The organism is Chryseobacterium lathyri, from assembly GCF_003290185.1.
Lineage (GTDB): Bacteria > Bacteroidota > Bacteroidia > Flavobacteriales > Weeksellaceae > Chryseobacterium > Chryseobacterium lathyri.
Genome location: NZ_QNFY01000006.1, coordinates 199,328 through 215,532 on the forward strand (window position 1 = coordinate 199,328; position 16,205 = coordinate 215,532).

Genomic DNA, 16,205 nt, shown 5'->3' on the forward strand with positions numbered 1-16,205 from the left:
AAATCAGAAACAACAAAATCGGGGTGTCTATACTTAATGAATGGATAATTTGAATAATTTTGATTCTGCTGTTTCATCTTTTTGCCTGGATTGAATTATCATTTTCAGTCTAAATAAAGGCATTAATGATCCTAAAATCTCTCCCAAAAAAAAGGAGGTTCAATTCCTAATGCTCTCAGATAGGTATAACCCTGTCCGCGGTGATGAATTTCATTATCCACGAAATAAAGAATATTCTGATATACCGGGAATTCATACTGTCCGAATAAATTGAAGGTTTCCTGGAAACGCTCCTCAGTAATCAGGCTGAAATAGTGGTTGATCACTTCTGTTTCTTCATCCCATTTTTTCAGGATATCTTCTTTTGTTTTTGGGTTGAATCCTTCCTCATTGTAAGCTTCCATGTTTTTATCAACTATTCCTTTCAAAGCAGATCCTCCGATACTGATCAGTTCTACTGCCAGCTTTGCGAAAGGTCTCATGCCTCCTACAGAGAATTCAAATAATTCTTTTTCAGGAAAAGCTTCTATTACTCTTCTTGTCAGATTTCTGTGTCCTTGCCAGTGCTCTAATAATTGATCGGATGTCATGAACTGTTTTGTGGCTGTTGCTGTAGTTGTCATAATTGTATTGTTTAGTTTGTTATTGTTGATACAAAGGTATGACAGCATTATGACAACAGTTTGTCAGTAGGATTTTTGATATTAAAAAAATATTTTATTTCTTTATTAAAATATCTATACCTGTTTTTCCGTTAGAGAGAAAATGTATGGGTAAAAAAAATTGATCCCTATTAGAATTTTAAAATGAAGAAGTATATTTTACCTGTTATTCCAGCTCTTTTATTACTGTCATGTAATAAAATTGAAGAAAAAATCGACCAGACTGTTCAGAAAACTACTGAAACTGTACAGCAGAAAGCTCAGCAGGCAGTTGAAGAAACAGTGAAGAAAACAGTCAGTGAATCAATTAATTCTTTAACGAATTCCCAGGATGTAAAGTTCAGCCAGGTATTTCCCGATGATGGAAAGCCTGTAGTTTCAGAAGAGACCGGAAAGAAATTTAAATTCCCTAACGGTTCCGAAGGCTATATTTTCAAATATAAATCGGATATCGCAGTACTGCTTCCTTTTCTGGAAAAGCAGCCTTCTTCCGACGAAAACAAATCAGACAAAACAGCCCGTAAAATAGACGGACAAAGCATCATTGACAAAATAAGCTTTGTCTCTAAATTCCTTCCTGAAAATACTATTGATACCAGTTTCTTGGAGGATATCAAAAACGATAAAAATATAGAATATTATAAGCTGAAAAGGTTTCCCAACAACAGTACAATAATCTATAACCCCAAAAACCAGACCGTCATACAATATGTAGAGGTAAATAAATAATTTGTAAGTGACCGGATTTTTCCGGTCATTTTTTGTACACAGTCATTGCGAACTATTCGCGAAGCAATCTTAATCTGTTGAAAACTACATATTAGAAGGAAATCATTTTTATTTCTAATGTCTACTAATCACTTTTTCAGACAGAATAGGAAGTTATTACTATTTCTTTTTCAGATTATTAATAAGCTACTTAATGTTTTGTAAATCAATTCTTAATTTTTATAGGATAATATGTTTTGCATAAGTTGGGAAAGGGATTTTTATTATATTTTTATTTTTTGTGTTTAATATTGATATTTTTACTAGATTTATTGAATTATTAACAATATATGAAAAGAAAATTATTTAATAAAAAAATCTGTGTATTAGTATTAAGCGGAGCGGGTACTATGGTATATGCTCAGGAAGGTGTAAAAGAAAATAGTATAGATGAAGTTGTGGTTACTACAGGTAGAACTAAACCTAGAACCATAATTACATCAGCAATTCCTATTGATAATATTTCGGCAGTACAGCTAAAATCCACAGGACAAATTACTTTTGATAAAGCTTTGACGTACTCGGTACCATCTTTTAATTCATCACAGCAAACCGTTTCTGATGCAACGGCTCATTTTGATCCGGCAGATTTAAGAGGATTAGGGCCTTCCAGAACATTAGTTTTGGTTAATGGTAAAAGAAAAAATCAAAGCGCTTTAATTTATGTAAATGATACGCCGGGAAAAGGTGAGGTAGGTACGGATCTGAAAAGTATTCCATCTGCCGCCTTACAGAATGTAGAAGTATTGAGAGATGGTGCATCTGCACAATATGGCTCTGATGCTATTGCAGGAGTGATCAATATTATTCTTAAGAACAGCGTTGGAAAAAGTACAGTCAATCTTTTTTCAGGTATTACTTCAGAAGGAGACGGCTTTAATATCGGAGCAGATTTTAATACAGGAATCAGAATTGCAAAAAATGGAAGTTTGAACCTTACATTGGGATATTCTTCCCAAAATAAAACTAACCGTGCAGGTTCTGTTACAAAAGATGAACTTTTTGGTGTTGATAATGCCTGGACGCAGGCTAATCCTGGTTTAGGAATGATTATAGGGCAGCCGGAGACAAAAGTGGCCAATATGTTTGTAAATTTTGAATTGCCAACAGGTGAAACAGGCAAGTTTTATGCTTTTGGTGGTACAACTTACAGGAATGGAACTAGTTTTGGCTTGTATAGAACACCCTATTGGGTAACTTCAGATTTTGGTTTATTAACTCCAAAAGGGCAACCTTATAATGGATTTCAGCCGGAATTTAAAACGGATGTTTATGATTATAATTTAACCTCCGGGTGGAAGGGAATGTTTGGAAAATGGAGTTTTGATGGGAGTGCAACTTTTGGCTCTAATGCAGTAGATTATGTTGTAGGAAACACGATTAATACGTCTTTGGGAGCAAATTCACCAACCCGTTTTAAAGCAGGTGGTCATCAGTTTAGTAATATTATAGGAAATATAGACATCAACCGAAATTTTGGTGCATTTGTTTTAGGAGCTGGTGTTGAAGTACGTAATGAAAACTATCAGGCGAAGGCAGGAGAAGAGGCATCTTATATAGGAAGTGGTGCAGAATCGTTTCCAGGACTGCAGTCTCAAAATGAAGTCAATAAAAATCGTCAGAATATTGGAGCTTATATGAATGCTGAATGGGATGTTACGAAAAACCTGTTACTTGGAGGAACTGTGAGATATGAAAATTTCAGTGATTTTGGAAATAATGTTTCCTGGAAAGGAAATGCAAGATACAAGTTGTTAGATGATAAATTAGTTTTCCGTGGGTCTGTTTCTACAGGATTTCGGGCACCTTCATTACACCAGATTTATTATTCCAATGTTCAAACCAAAATTACAGGGAATACGGTAGCTAATCAGGGTACTTTTAACAATGACTCTCAGATTGTAAGATCAGATCTTGGGGTACAAAAATTAAATGCTGAAAAAGCCTTTAACATTACTGGGGGATTTGCCGTAAAACCTTTTAAAAACCTGACGATTACAGCAGATTATTATAGAATAAAAATTAAAGACCGGGTACTTTTCTCAGGAGATATTGGTTACAAAACCGGTGCTCCGGGTAGTCCGGATATAACAAACCCTGTGGAAGTAATATTAGACAATAATAAAATAACCTCCTTGAAGTTTTTCACTAATGCTGTAAATACAGTTACTGAGGGGATAGATTTCGTAGCTAATTATTATACTTCCGCTATTGGCAAAGGAAGATTGGGAGTTATTGCTGCTTTCAATTATAACGAAACTAAAATAGTAGATAATATTGCCGTTCCGCCTATTTTGGCTGAAAATGGTTACTCGGAAAACTTTTTTGATAGAAAAGAACAATCTAGAATTACCTCTGCAAGGCCAAAAACAAAAACTATTCTTAGTCTTTCGTATGACATTTCAAAGTTTAACTTTAACCTTAATAATACTTATTTTGGTTCTGTTACATGGCAGCATGCAACTGATCCTGCCAAAGATCAGACATTTTCCGGTAAAGTAATTACTGACATCGTTTTAACGTATAAAATCACCAAAGATCTTAAAGTTTCCGGAGTCGTAAATAATTTATTTAATATTTATCCGGATGTAATAGACAGCAAAGGAGATGTAGTAACAGACCTTGGAGGAAGGTTCAAATATCCTTGGGAGGTGAATCAGTTCGGATTTAACGGAACAACTTTTCAGCTAAATGTTAATTATACTTTTTAATCCATAAATAAAGGAATTGGCGTTTGCTTTGTCATGCTTACCAAAGAGGAAGCAATCTCAAAAGATATAAAAACCCACATGTACAAATATTAACTGACATTAATTCCTAATGTCAGTTAATCATTTTTTCAGATAGAATAGGAAGTTATTACTACATTTTACTTTTTACATTGTACAAAAAAAAGTACTTTAGTAGTATGAAAATTTATACAAAGACAGGAGATAAAGGTCAGACTGCATTATACGGCGGAACAAGAGTTTCCAAAGCCAGTGCAAGAGTGGACAGCTACGGAAATATAGACGAGCTTAATTCATTCATTGGTATTTCTAAAAGTCATATTGAAGATGAAGAGGTTTTGAAGCAATTGAAAAAAATTCAGTTTGATCTGTTTACGGTAGGCTCAGAAGCTGCAACGCCGGTTGATAAATTAATGTTGTCCAACGGAAAATCCCGTCTGCCACTGATTATTTCAGACACTGAGATCGAAGAGCTGGAGCAGTGGATGGATGCCTTTGAAGAAAAGCTGGAGCCCCTTCAATACTTTATTCTTCCCGGTGGTGGAAAATCTGCAACATTTTTACATGCTGCAAGAACCATCTGCAGAAGAGCGGAACGATCTCTGGTTTTCCTGAATGAATCTGAAGAAGTACGTCCAGAGCTCATCAAGTACCTGAACAGGCTTTCTGATTACCTTTTTGTTTTAGCAAGATATATTTCAAAAATCAACAACGAACCGGAAGAATACTGGAACCCGAATGAAAGATAAAGCATTACTTTTCATCAACGGAGACCATCCCAAAACTTTTCCAAACCCGGATCAGTATGGCTTAATTGCCTGCACGGATGGCGCTTTTCATTATCTGAAGCAGTTGGGTTTTCCTTTAGACAAGCTGGATTTTATTTCCGGTGATTTCGATTCCCATTCAGGAGCAGATGAAGATGTTTACCAGGAAAAATTTATTCTTACCCTGGATCAGGACAAAACAGATTTTCATAAAGCTTTGGAAATTATTTTAGAAAGGGGATGTCTTTCTGTAGATGTTTTCGGGGGAAGTGGCGGCGAGCAGGATCATTTTTTAGGGAATCTTACCGTTGCTTATGCATTTAAAGACCGGTTGGGAATAAAATTCTATGATGATTTTTCTGAATATTATTTTGTTCCGCAGAATTTTAAAATAAAAGGAGTTAAGAATAGAATGATCTCATTGTATCCTTTTCCTTCAGTTGAAAATATAACAACAACAGGATTGAACTGGCCTTTGACCAACGGGAATTTAAGTATCACTTCAAGAATAGGAACAAGAAATTTTGCGGTTGAAGATGAAGTTTCCATCCAGTATCAGTCCGGAGATCTGTTGTTTTTTGTAGGAATTAATGAAATAGAATATCCCGGAATATATTGAAACAATTCATAAAGATATCGGTTCTGCTTATCGCAGCATTTTGTGTTTTTTCCTGTAAAACACAGGATTTTATCCAACCTGAATATGGGAAAAATAAATCAGGGAAATCTATTGAAATCAAAAAAGTATACAATTTCAGAACAGTCGGGAATATTAAAAATATTGAAGGCAGAACTTTAAAAGCAGGAAAATTTTACAGAAGTGGTCATCTTCACCAATTGAGGAAAAGATCCTTCAAAGAAATGCAAAGCCTGGGAATAAAAGAAGTCATTGATCTTAGAAATTCAAAAGAAATATCTGATAAGCCGGATCAGCTTCCCGATGGCATCATTTATAAAAAATATTCAGCCTTTAAAGATGAGGGAGACCAGCTGACCAAAGCTAAAAAGCTTGTTTTAAAAGGAAAAGTTAATGGTTCCGATGCTGATAAAAGAATGATTGATTTCTACCGTGAATATATAACGGAAAACCCGGAAGTGATCAAAAAAATCATCACTGAAATCCTGGAATCCGATCAGCCGGTTCTCTATCACTGTACCGCAGGAAAGGACAGAACAGGAATCACAACGGCTTTAATTCTGACTATTCTAAAGTTTGATAAAGAAACAATTTACAATGATTATCTTTTATCCAATAATTACAGAGAGAAATTGGTCCTGAAAAGACTAAATCTAGCAAATAATCTACATTTTCTATATCCCAAGATGGATGTGAAGGTCCTTGAAAAACTGAGCTGGGTAGAAATCGCTTATCTCGATGCAGCTTTTGATGAAATCAATAAGAAATATGGCTCCACCGACACTTATATTCAACAGGTATTGGGAATTTCGGCAGATAAGAGGGAAGAATACATTAAGAAGTTTACAAATTAATAATCTGTTCAGGTTTTTGTCTGATCCTGTTTTGAAATTTATAATAAATTTAACGCTTAAAAATCAAACTTTTTTAGCAATTTTGCATTTCGTAATTCACTTGTCAAGAAATGAAAATAAAGTACTCGGAACTTATTGATCAGACATTATATTTTCCTACGGAAGAATTTAATGTTTCTGAGAACAATTTGTTATTTCACGATGTTCCTTTAATGGAAGTCGTTGAAAAATTTGGCACCCCGCTAAAAATTAGCTACCTGCCAAGAATTTCTCAAAATATCCAGAAGGCGAAAAGCTGGTTTAAGGAAGCTTTTGAGAAAGCCGAATATAAAAAGAATTATACCTACTGCTACTGTACAAAATCCAGTCATTTCAATTTTGTGCTTGAAGAAGCTCTTAAGAACGATATCTCTATCGAAACTTCTTCAGCATATGATATGGACATTGTAAAATCTCTTTATGAGAAAGGAAAAGTAGATAAAAATATTGAAGTCATTTGTAATGGATTCAAAACCGATGATTATCTGGTGAAAATTTCAGAAATGATCAACAGCGGTTTTGAAAATATTACCCCAATCCTGGATAACTACCGTGAGCTGGATAAGCTTACCGAAAGTATAGATACCACTTTCGATATCGGGATCAGAATTGCTTCAGAGGAAGAACCTAAATTCGAATTCTATACCTCAAGATTAGGAATCGGGTATAGAGATATTATCCCTTACTATAGCCAGAAAATCGCTGAGCATCCGAATGCAAGACTGAAAATGCTTCACTTCTTCATTAATACAGGGATCAAAGACACAGCTTATTACTGGAACGAATTATATAAATGTCTCCGTGTATACGCACGTTTGAAGAAGATTGCTCCGGAAGTAGATTCACTGAACATTGGTGGTGGTTTCCCGATCAAAACATCTTTAAACTTCGAGTACGATTATCAATATATGGTAGAGGAAATCGTTTCTCAGATTAAAAAGTTCTGTGAAGAAGAAGGGGTGGAAGAACCTAATATTTATACGGAATTCGGAAGCTTTACCGTAGGGGAAAGCGGTGCAAACCTTTATAAAATCATCTCTCAGAAGCGTCAGAATGACAGAGAGAAGTGGAATATGATCGATTCTTCATTCATGACCACACTTCCTGATACATGGGCAATTTCAAGACACTTTATCATGCTTCCATTGAACAGATGGGAAGATACTTATGAAAGAGTATTCTTAGGAGGACTAACCTGTGATTCAGATGATTATTATAATTCTGAACAGCATACGAATGCAATCTATCTGCCGGTTTTCAGCGATACAAAGCCTCTGTATATCGGATTTTTCCATACAGGAGCGTATCAGGAAACAATCGGAGGATATGGTGGAGTTCACCACTGTCTGATGCCTCAGCCGAGACACGTTCTGATCCAGAAAGACGAAAACGGAGAACTTCAGTACGAAATTTTCCGTGAAAAACAGGAACCTGAAGATATTCTGAAAATTCTGGGTTACTAGTTATAACGAAAAACGGGAGTGATAAAGCAATCTCATCTTAATACTCTTAACAATTTAAATTGCTTCTTAATGTTTCAATTTTAATCATTAAGATTTTTGTGAAAAATAAAGCTTTCAACATTTGAGAGCTTTTTCTTTTAAAAATATTTTGAAAGCTTATCCAGCTCCAGTTCTTCATAATCTGTAACTACGATATCCGCTAAAGTATAATCCTGATTTTTGGAATGCGGGCTTCTGTAGGCAGCGCAGAAAATTTTCGCCCTGTTCGCGGCAAGGATCCCGTTGGTGGAATCTTCAATAACCATGCAGTTTTCTACCGGTTCTTCTGCCATTTGCGCCGCGAGAAGAAATACTTCAGGATGAGGTTTGGATTCCTTTAGAGCGGCACCGCTTATTTTCCCGCTGAAATAATCTTCAAGCCCGAATTTCTCAAAAACCATATTGATGGTCGTCATTGTAGCCGAAGAAGCGAGGATAAGTTTAATGTCGTTTTCATGATAATGTTGGATCAATTCCCTTACTCCCGGAATCAGATCAAATTCCTCATCATTATCAAAATAATCTTTGAAGTATGATCTTTTAATGCCGGCAATGGCTTCGTGGGTTTGGTTTAAACCATATTTCTGAATCAGCGTTTCACAGACTCTTTTTGTAGAAGCTCCTGTGAAAGAAGTGTAAAGATCTTCGGAAACAGCAATTTCCAGTTCGTTGAAGGTGGCAAAATAAGCTTTTCTGTGCAGTGGTTCCGTATCTACAATAACCCCGTCCATATCGAAAAGAACAGCTTTTAAGGACATATTTTGTTTTTTACAAAAATAACTTTTAAAATTTAAACATTAAAAAGATTTTAGAATTAAAAAATTCGGAGCTCATCACTCTTGATTTATAACTCAACGACTATTTGTATCTTTGTGAAATCATTTAATCTTTAAATCATTTAAATTTTTAAATAAAACATGAGAACATACGCAGGAATTCCTGAAGAAAATGCAACGTTAGAGAACTCTAAAGTAATGCTGGTAACTGTTCCTTACGATGGAACTTCAACATGGGGAAAAGGAGCTGATAAAGGCCCGGAATTATTCTTAGATGCTTCAGAAAACATGGAGCTTTATGATATTGAAACAGGAACTGAGCCTTTCCTTGACGGTGTATATCTGGCAGGAGAAATTTCTGAAAATTCAAGTCCTGAAGCAATGACAGAAGCCGTTTACCAAAAAACAAAAGAGCTTTTGAACAACGAAGGAAAAGTATTTACTCTTTTTGGAGGTGAGCACTCGGTTTCTATCGGTTCTATCCGTGCGGTAGGAGAGAAGTTTGAAAATCTTACAGTCCTTCAGCTAGATGCTCATACCGACCTGCGTCCTGAATTCCATGGATCTACTTCTAACCACGCATGTGCGGTTTTTGAAGCGAATCAGAAGCATAACCTGGTTCAGGTGGGAATCCGTTCCATGGATGCTGAAGAAGCTCAATATCTGCCGGAAGGAAGAGTATTTTTTGCCCATGAGATTGCGAACAATGACAACTGGATCAATGATGTTTTAGAAAAAGTTTCAGGAAACGTATATATCACCATCGACCTTGATGCTTTTGATCCGTCAATTGCTCCTTCTACAGGTACTCCGGAACCAGGTGGACTTCAGTGGTACCCAACTCTGGAATTGTTGAGAAAAGTATTTGAAAAATGTAATGTAGTGGCGTTCGATATTGTAGAATTAATGGATTCTCCGATGGCTAAGCCAACAGCCTTCTTAGCAGCTAAATTATATTATAAAATGCTTGCTTACAACCATATTTATAACAATAACTAAAATTCCGCAAGAATCAGATTTTTTCTGCCCTGTATTCTTTGGAAATTTGTGAGGTAAAAAAGAAATAGTATGTCCGCACAAAGTCAGATAGATTATAACAGAATTGCCAAAGCGATAGAATATATCCAGAGCAATTTCAGGCTTCAGCCAAGTTTGGAGGAAGTGGCAGAGAATATTCACTTGAGTCCGGCTCATTTCCAGAAGATATTTACAGAATGGGCAGGAACAAGTCCTAAGAAATTTTTACAGTTCATCAGTCTTGAACATGCTAAAAATTTGCTAAAAGAAGAGAAAGCGACTTTATTTGATACCGCTTACGAGACGGGACTTTCCAGCACAAGCAGGCTTCATGACTTGTTTGTGAACATAGAAGGAATGTCTCCTGCGGAATATAAAAACGGCGGAAAAAGCCTGAACATCAATTACAGTTTTTCCAAAAGTCCTTTTGGATATGTAATGGCAGCATCTACGGAAAAAGGGATCTGCTATATGGCTTTTGAAGACGATAAAGAAACAGCATTGGGGAATTTATATGCTAAATTTCCCAATGCTTCTTTTTTTGAAAAACAGGATGCCCTGCAGAAAAATGCCCTCTCCATATTTGATAAAGACTGGACGAAGCTGAACACGATTAAACTTCATCTAAAAGGAACAGATTTTCAGCTTAAAGTATGGGAAAGTCTTCTTTCTATTCCAATGGGGAAACTTTCCACCTATGGAAATCTTGCTGAGAAAATAGGAAACCCGAATGCCTCAAGAGCTGTTGGAACAGCGATTGGCAGCAATCCAGTCGCATTTCTTATTCCATGCCACCGTGTGATTCAGTCTACCGGAAATATTGGAGGTTACCGATGGGGTAGCGCAAGAAAGCAGCTGATCGTGGGGTGGGAAAGCTCGCAGGTTTATGCTGGAGATTAGATTCCGTGTTGCCTTAATCTGATTTAAGTTTTGGCTAAAGCCAGATTGATGTTTTTATTTATAAAACGGACTAAAGTCTGTTCCTATTGATGTAAATACTGCAAATCATATATTTAAAATATTATTACAGAATAAAAATCTTAGTTTTTTTCAAAAACTTAAGTGCACTTTATTCAATGTTTTAATAATAGCTTAAAAACTAAAGTGTTAAAAAATTTTACGACTTTTATGGTTAAAGAATTAATTAAAAGTTACTAATCCATTATACTTTTTACAAACTCAAAATCATGAACAGCCTGTTTGAAGAAATATCAGAATATCCTTTGAATATTCTTCCGCGTGACGGAACCGTCCATTATTATGGAAAAGTTTTTAGTAAGGAAAAATCAGATTTTTTCTATGAATATCTGCTGAGTCAGATCCCCTGGGAAAATGACGAGGCAATGATCTTCGGTAAATTAATTTTGACAAAAAGGAAAGTAGCATGGTTTGGCGAGAGAGCTTTTGAATATACCTATTCAAAACGGACAAAATTGGCGAAATTCTGGACTCCGGAACTATTGGAATTAAAGAAAAAATGTGAAGAGGTTTCAGGCGAAATTTATAATTCCTGTCTTCTTAATTTATATCACGACGGAAGTGAGGGAATGGCATATCACAGTGATGGCGAAACTGATCTTAAAAAACACGGTGCTATTGCTTCTCTGACTTTTGGGGCGGAAAGAAAATTTTTATTTAAACATAAAACAACCAAAGAGAAAGTAGAAATATTCCTTGAAAACGGTAGTTTGCTGGTCATGAAAGGAACAACTCAAGAAAACTGGCTGCACAGACTGCCGCCAACCACCAAAGTGAAAACGCCACGGGTGAATCTTACGTTCAGAACGATTGAGGAATAAAAAAAGATGATAGTTTCGGGAGCCTCAGCCACCATCTTTTGTACAGAAATTATTAACGTCTGTTGAGTGAGGTTCTTGAAGTCAGCCGGTCCATAATAAAAAATCCGGTCGCTGAGGTTTCCCAAACGACCGGATTTTTATGTTTTCTGATATATATCTATACTTGACTGGTGACTAAGGTTCTCGAAGCTACCATTTCTTTCTATTTCAATACTTCAGCTTCAATAGAGCTGTCATTATACACCTTGATGAAGGCTTTCGTATAATCGTCTTTCGTTGCAAAATTTGGATTCTCCATAAATTTCTGAGGGTTGATGGCAAAAAGCGGCCACCAGGTGCTGCTGATCTGGATCTGGATCTTGTGTCCTTTTTTGAAAGTATGCATCACATCCTGCAGCCTGAAATTCACTGCAGTTTTCTGGTTGGGAACCAATGCTTCCCCTTTTTCTCTTGAATTTCTGAATCTGGCAGGCATGATCTCACTTCTTACCATTTGATGGTAGTTTGGATAAATCACACCATCTTTCTTCTCTGCAGGTTTAAAATCTTCAGGGTAAACATCAATCAGCTTTATTGCAAAATCTGCATCTGTAGAAGTGGAAGCAATATTCAGTTTAGCCATAATCTCTCCCGCAAAACTGATGTCTTCCGTCAAAATATCTGTTGTAAACGTCAGAACGTCCGGTCTGCCCACTGCAAATCTCTGATCTTCCGACATATAATTTTTAGGAGTAAAGCCATTGAAGTCTTTCAGATTGTCAGAGCTTAAAACCGGATTGTTCGGGTCGCTGTAGTATTCTGAAAAGCCTTGTCCTGCTGTTTTTTTCAATGTTCCGTCAGTTAAATAAAAACTGATTTTCTGGGCATTCTTCGGAGGATAAGAGGCAAATTCTCTCCATTCTTTAGATCCTGTATCATACATCAGAGCTTCCGGAAGCCCGGCATCCTCTTTTGTGTTTCCTTTTAAATAATGATTGAAAAATTTAGTTTCAATATTTTTCTGATAATACGTTGCAATGCTATCTCCAAAATAGATTTGGTTGTGGAAATGTTTTCCCTGCTCCTGTGCCCATGCTCCGTGAGAGAAAGGACCCATCACAATGGTGTTTTTAGCTTTTGGGCTTGTCTTTTCTATGGTTTTGTAAATATTCAGTGGTCCTGAAAGATCTTCTGCATCAAACCAGCCTCCAACAGTCATTACTGCATGGTTTACATTCTTTAAATGGGGAAGAAGACTTCTTTTCTGCCAGTATTCATCATAGTTAGGATGGTTCATAATCTCCGTCATAAAGAAGTTGTTCTTGTAGTATTTTTCGTAGCCATCCTTTAAAGTTCCCATATCCCTATAGAACTTAAGGCCGTCTTCCGAAGTTTGCTTTACGAAAGTATCCATATACCAGGCTTTGTTTTCAGGCTTTGTCTTCTGAATCCCAAAAACAGGAAAGGTTCTGAAATATCCCAGCATGAATCTGCCGTTGTGAAGAAAATCATCATTCCAGAAGTCCGAAATAGGAGCCTGGGGAGAGGAAGCTACCAAAGCCGGGTGCTGTGCCAGTATGCCTGCCGCTGTATAAAATCCCGGATATGAAGTTCCGTATTGTCCTGCCTTACCGTTATTGTCTTTGATATTCTTTAAAAGCCATTCTATGGTATCATAAGTATCCGTGCTTTCGTCCACATCTTTTTTGGTTTTGCGGTCCACCTGAGGGGTCATATTGGTAAAAGTACCTTCACTCATGTATCTTCCGCGGACATCCTGGAAGACAAAAATATACTTATCCTTCATCAGGAACTGGTTAGGCCCCAGTTTGGTTCTGTATTCATTTTCTCCGTAAGGAGCAATGCTGTAGCAGGTTCTCTGCATCAGGAAAGGATATTTGTTCTTATTTGAAATATCTTTCGGAATATATACCGCTGTGAAAAGCTTTACTCCGTCACGCATTGGGATATAGAATTCCTTTTTGGTGAAATTATTTTTTACGAAAGTATCCTTCTGGTCTGTACTCTGTGCAATTCCAAGGATAAAAAAGAAAATAAATAAAATTGAAATATGGATCTTCATAAATAAAATTTACCGCTAATTTAGAAATAAAATGGCTTTAATATACCTTATAGCCACAATCTTTCAATGGAAAATAGAAGGAAATAAAAAACTATAAAGCTCTCAAAGTATAAACACCTGCTGGATCTGTGGTAAATTATAAAAAAAACATCCCCATTTGGGGATGTTTCGTAAATATTTATTGAAGATTAACTATTTGAAAAATTAAGCTTTTAAATATCTTGAATAAGCATAACCTTCCTGACCGTCATCAGTTTTCACTTTCCACCAGTCATCAGAAGTCTGCTCGATCAAAGTTACCGATGACCCTTTTGCCGCTTTTCCTACTACAGCAGCCTCAGTAGAAGGCTCCTGTCTGATGTTCAGATTAGAATCTTCCGTAGCTACCGTTAAAGAAGCTCCTGAAGTTAATCCTGCTACCTGTACATCAATATTGATATCTGAAGCCGAATAAGTAGAATCAATAGTTCCTAAAGCATTCCATACTGCATCTTTCGCTGCTGTGCTGGAAGCATTTCCAGTAACATAAAGAATACCATCCTGCTCCTGAACCTGAAGGTTAGAAATTCCTGCAGACTGAGCTGCTGAAACTACACTTGAATATTTATCTTGTAATGTGCTCATCTTAAAATTATTTTACCACTAGGTTATTGTTATACTTTCCGATTTTCAAAGCATCTACAGATTCTTTGATTTTTCTTGCCTGAGGGCCTGAAACATTTCCTGTAAGTGTAAGCTGTCCGTTTACAACCTCTACTTTTACAGATGGGAAATCTTTAACAGCATCCTGAACTTTTTTCTGAACCGCCGGATCTACAGCAGATGCTGTTTCCACTGGTGCAGCTGTAACCGGAGCAGCTACAGTAGACATATCCATCACTTCTTTTACACCATTAATTGCTTTTAATTTTGCAATCATAGCATCTTTAGACTGCTGATCTTCGAAAGTTCCGCTTAAATGAGCTACTCCTTCTTTTACTTCTACAGAAGCATTGGGATTAGAAGTTACCACAGTTGTAGCCTGAGTCTGAAGATCGGCATCTGAAATTTTCTTTTTGCAAGACACCGCTCCAAAAGATATAGCTACAGCTAATGCAGCCATTGCGATAGTTTTTTTCATAGTTGTATATTTATTAATGTTGTTAATACAATCAAATGTAATAATAAAATTTGTACCAAAATAATAAAAGCTTAATAAATGTTTCTTAATTTTTTTACAATATTTTCGGAATCAGTGATTTAATTTTAATGTATTATAAACTTAACCCAATCTTAACCGAATTCAGACAAAATCTTGTACCAATTGAAAAACTATTATATTTGTGGGAATTGAACTATTTATATGAAAGGACAGAATAAACTTTTTATTGCCATTATCATTGCGCTTATCCTGGGAGTAGGAATCGGAGGTCTGGTACACGTACAGTATCCTGAAAGTGCCGAACCGTTTTCCAAAAACATCAAACTGTTGGGAACCATTTTTATCAGGCTCGTACAGATGATTATTGCACCGTTGGTTTTTACTACGCTCGTCGTTGGAATTGCCAAAATGAGTGATATCAAAATGATCGGGAGGGTAGGAACAAAAGCCATGCTGTGGTTTATCAGTGCTTCCTTGGTTTCTCTTTTTATAGGACTGGTATTGGTCAACTGGCTGGAGCCGGGACATGTAACCAAACTGCCTATCCAGGATGCAGCTGCCGCAGAAGATCTTTTAAAAAGCAGTAAAGGGTTTTCCCTGGAAGACTTCGTAAAGCATATGATCCCTAAAAGTTTATTTGAAGCTTTTGCTACCAATGAGGTGCTTCAGATTGTTGTCTTTTCCATTATGTTTGGGGTAGCCCTTGCTAATTTAGGAGAAGAGTATTCAAAGCCGGTAGTTAAACTTTTTGATATTATTGCCCATGCTATTCTTAAAATGGTAGGCTATATCATGTGGTTTGCACCACTTGGAGTTTTGGGAGCTATTGCTGCCGTAGTGGCCATGAACGGGTTTGAAATATTCAAAGTTTATGCAATTTACCTGAGAGACTTTTTCTTTGCATTGGGTGTACTTTGGCTTGTTCTTCTATTGGTAGGCTATCTGATCTTAGGCAACCGTCTTTTCGAACTCCTTAAAAGAATAAAAGCCCCGTTACTGATTGCTTTTTCAACAACAAGTTCAGAAGCCGTATTTCCAAAACTGGTGGAAGAGCTTGAAAGATTTGGATGTAACAATAGAGTTGTATCTTTCATCCTGCCTTTAGGATATTCATTCAACCTTGACGGAAGTATGATGTATATGACGTTCGCCTCCATTTTCATTGCCCAGATCTATGGTATTGAAATGGAAATTGGGCAGCAGATCACAATGCTTTTAGTTCTGATGCTTACGTCGAAAGGAATTGCAGGAGTTCCGAGAGCTTCTTTGGTGATTATCGTGGCAACATGTTCCATGTTCGGAATTCCGCCGGAAGGTATCGCTTTGATCCTGCCGATCGACCATTTCTGTGATATGGGAAGAAGTATGACAAATGTATTAGGAAATGCATTGGCCACTTCCGCTGTTTCCAAATGGGAAGGACAGCTTGAAAATACACCTCAGGAAGTTTAA

Annotated in this window: 15 protein-coding genes; 10 read left to right on the top strand and 5 right to left on the bottom strand. The window is 36.6% G+C overall.

Annotation, left to right across the window (positions count from 1 at the left end; genetic code table 11):
* Nucleotides 1–131: 131 nt before the first annotated feature.
* Nucleotides 132–623: a DinB family protein gene (locus DRF61_RS10315; RefSeq protein ID WP_111956656.1), complete on the bottom strand. Its 492-nt coding sequence runs from the start codon at nt 621–623 to the stop codon at nt 132–134.
* A 183-nt stretch (nt 624–806) separates the two neighbouring features.
* Here DRF61_RS10315 and DRF61_RS10320 point away from each other — a divergent pair, with 183 nt between their 5' ends.
* The 6 genes from DRF61_RS10320 to DRF61_RS10345 all read left to right on the top strand — a co-directional run bounded on the left by DRF61_RS10320 (nt 807) and on the right by DRF61_RS10345 (nt 7,919).
* Nucleotides 807–1,391 (top strand): hypothetical protein, encoded by a 585-nt coding sequence (locus DRF61_RS10320; RefSeq protein ID WP_111956658.1) that lies wholly within the window; start codon nt 807–809, stop codon nt 1,389–1,391.
* Between the two features lie 329 nt (nt 1,392–1,720).
* Complete coding sequence (locus DRF61_RS10325; RefSeq protein ID WP_111956660.1) at nt 1,721–4,141, top strand: TonB-dependent receptor plug domain-containing protein; 2,421 nt, start codon at nt 1,721–1,723, stop codon at nt 4,139–4,141.
* Between the two features lie 197 nt (nt 4,142–4,338).
* Nucleotides 4,339–4,908 carry a cob(I)yrinic acid a,c-diamide adenosyltransferase gene (locus DRF61_RS10330; RefSeq protein WP_111956662.1) on the top strand — a complete coding sequence of 190 codons (570 nt, stop codon included), beginning with the start codon at nt 4,339–4,341 and terminating at the stop codon, nt 4,906–4,908.
* On the top strand, nt 4,898–5,545 hold the full coding sequence (locus tag DRF61_RS10335) for a thiamine diphosphokinase (RefSeq protein WP_111956664.1): 648 nt from the start codon (nt 4,898–4,900) through the stop codon (nt 5,543–5,545). Before DRF61_RS10330 ends, DRF61_RS10335 begins: the two co-directional genes overlap by 11 nt.
* Entirely contained in the window at nt 5,542–6,417 is an 876-nt protein-coding gene (locus DRF61_RS10340; RefSeq protein ID WP_111956666.1) for a tyrosine-protein phosphatase, read from the top strand. Before DRF61_RS10335 ends, DRF61_RS10340 begins: the two co-directional genes overlap by 4 nt.
* 110 nt (nt 6,418–6,527) lie before the next feature.
* Entirely contained in the window at nt 6,528–7,919 is a 1,392-nt protein-coding gene (locus tag DRF61_RS10345) for a type III PLP-dependent enzyme domain-containing protein (protein ID WP_111956668.1), read from the top strand.
* A gap of 137 nt (nt 7,920–8,056) precedes the next feature.
* Here DRF61_RS10345 and DRF61_RS10350 read toward each other — a convergent pair whose 3' ends face one another.
* Nucleotides 8,057–8,716, bottom strand: coding sequence for an HAD family hydrolase (locus DRF61_RS10350; RefSeq protein ID WP_111956670.1), 660 nt, complete (start codon nt 8,714–8,716; stop codon nt 8,057–8,059).
* Between the two features lie 159 nt (nt 8,717–8,875).
* Here DRF61_RS10350 and speB point away from each other — a divergent pair, with 159 nt between their 5' ends.
* The 3 genes from speB to DRF61_RS10365 all read left to right on the top strand — a co-directional run bounded on the left by speB (nt 8,876) and on the right by DRF61_RS10365 (nt 11,550).
* Nucleotides 8,876–9,733, top strand: a complete 858-nt coding sequence (gene speB, locus DRF61_RS10355) for an agmatinase (protein ID WP_111956672.1) — start codon at nt 8,876–8,878, stop codon at nt 9,731–9,733.
* A 69-nt stretch (nt 9,734–9,802) separates the two neighbouring features.
* Nucleotides 9,803–10,651, top strand: a complete 849-nt coding sequence (locus tag DRF61_RS10360) for a bifunctional helix-turn-helix domain-containing protein/methylated-DNA--[protein]-cysteine S-methyltransferase (protein WP_111956674.1) — start codon at nt 9,803–9,805, stop codon at nt 10,649–10,651.
* A 287-nt stretch (nt 10,652–10,938) separates the two neighbouring features.
* A complete protein-coding gene (locus DRF61_RS10365; RefSeq protein ID WP_111956676.1) occupies nt 10,939–11,550 on the top strand; it encodes an alpha-ketoglutarate-dependent dioxygenase AlkB family protein in 612 nt (203 codons plus the stop codon).
* Nucleotides 11,551–11,752: 202 nt separating this feature from the next.
* Here the strand turns inward: DRF61_RS10365 and DRF61_RS10370 are convergent, their stop codons facing one another.
* From DRF61_RS10370 to DRF61_RS10380, 3 genes are all read right to left on the bottom strand, one after another.
* On the bottom strand, nt 11,753–13,612 hold the full coding sequence (locus DRF61_RS10370; protein ID WP_111956678.1) for a CocE/NonD family hydrolase: 1,860 nt from the start codon (nt 13,610–13,612) through the stop codon (nt 11,753–11,755).
* Between the two features lie 204 nt (nt 13,613–13,816).
* Complete coding sequence (locus DRF61_RS10375) at nt 13,817–14,236, bottom strand: SH3 domain-containing protein (RefSeq protein WP_111956680.1); 420 nt, start codon at nt 14,234–14,236, stop codon at nt 13,817–13,819.
* Nucleotides 14,237–14,243: 7 nt separating this feature from the next.
* A complete protein-coding gene (locus DRF61_RS10380) occupies nt 14,244–14,732 on the bottom strand; it encodes a BON domain-containing protein (RefSeq protein WP_111956682.1) in 489 nt (162 codons plus the stop codon).
* Nucleotides 14,733–14,954: 222 nt separating this feature from the next.
* Here DRF61_RS10380 and DRF61_RS10385 point away from each other — a divergent pair, with 222 nt between their 5' ends.
* Nucleotides 14,955–16,205, top strand: coding sequence for a dicarboxylate/amino acid:cation symporter (locus DRF61_RS10385; protein WP_111956684.1), 1,251 nt, complete (start codon nt 14,955–14,957; stop codon nt 16,203–16,205).

Bases quoted from the DNA above. Each gene is read 5' to 3' on its own strand.
- DRF61_RS10315 (WP_111956656.1), bottom strand. From the start codon at position 623: ATGACAACTACAGCAACAGCCACAAAACAGTTCATGACATCCGATCAA.
- DRF61_RS10320 (WP_111956658.1), top strand. From the start codon at position 807: ATGAAGAAGTATATTTTACCTGTTATTCCAGCTCTTTTATTACTGTCA.
- DRF61_RS10325 (WP_111956660.1), top strand. From the start codon at position 1,721: ATGAAAAGAAAATTATTTAATAAAAAAATCTGTGTATTAGTATTAAGC.
- DRF61_RS10330 (WP_111956662.1), top strand. From the start codon at position 4,339: ATGAAAATTTATACAAAGACAGGAGATAAAGGTCAGACTGCATTATAC.
- DRF61_RS10335 (WP_111956664.1), top strand. From the start codon at position 4,898: ATGAAAGATAAAGCATTACTTTTCATCAACGGAGACCATCCCAAAACT.
- DRF61_RS10345 (WP_111956668.1), top strand. From the start codon at position 6,528: ATGAAAATAAAGTACTCGGAACTTATTGATCAGACATTATATTTTCCT.
- DRF61_RS10350 (WP_111956670.1), bottom strand. From the start codon at position 8,716: ATGTCCTTAAAAGCTGTTCTTTTCGATATGGACGGGGTTATTGTAGAT.
- speB (WP_111956672.1), top strand. From the start codon at position 8,876: ATGAGAACATACGCAGGAATTCCTGAAGAAAATGCAACGTTAGAGAAC.
- DRF61_RS10360 (WP_111956674.1), top strand. From the start codon at position 9,803: ATGTCCGCACAAAGTCAGATAGATTATAACAGAATTGCCAAAGCGATA.
- DRF61_RS10365 (WP_111956676.1), top strand. From the start codon at position 10,939: ATGAACAGCCTGTTTGAAGAAATATCAGAATATCCTTTGAATATTCTT.
- DRF61_RS10370 (WP_111956678.1), bottom strand. From the start codon at position 13,612: ATGAAGATCCATATTTCAATTTTATTTATTTTCTTTTTTATCCTTGGA.
- DRF61_RS10375 (WP_111956680.1), bottom strand. From the start codon at position 14,236: ATGAGCACATTACAAGATAAATATTCAAGTGTAGTTTCAGCAGCTCAG.
- DRF61_RS10380 (WP_111956682.1), bottom strand. From the start codon at position 14,732: ATGAAAAAAACTATCGCAATGGCTGCATTAGCTGTAGCTATATCTTTT.
- DRF61_RS10385 (WP_111956684.1), top strand. From the start codon at position 14,955: ATGAAAGGACAGAATAAACTTTTTATTGCCATTATCATTGCGCTTATC.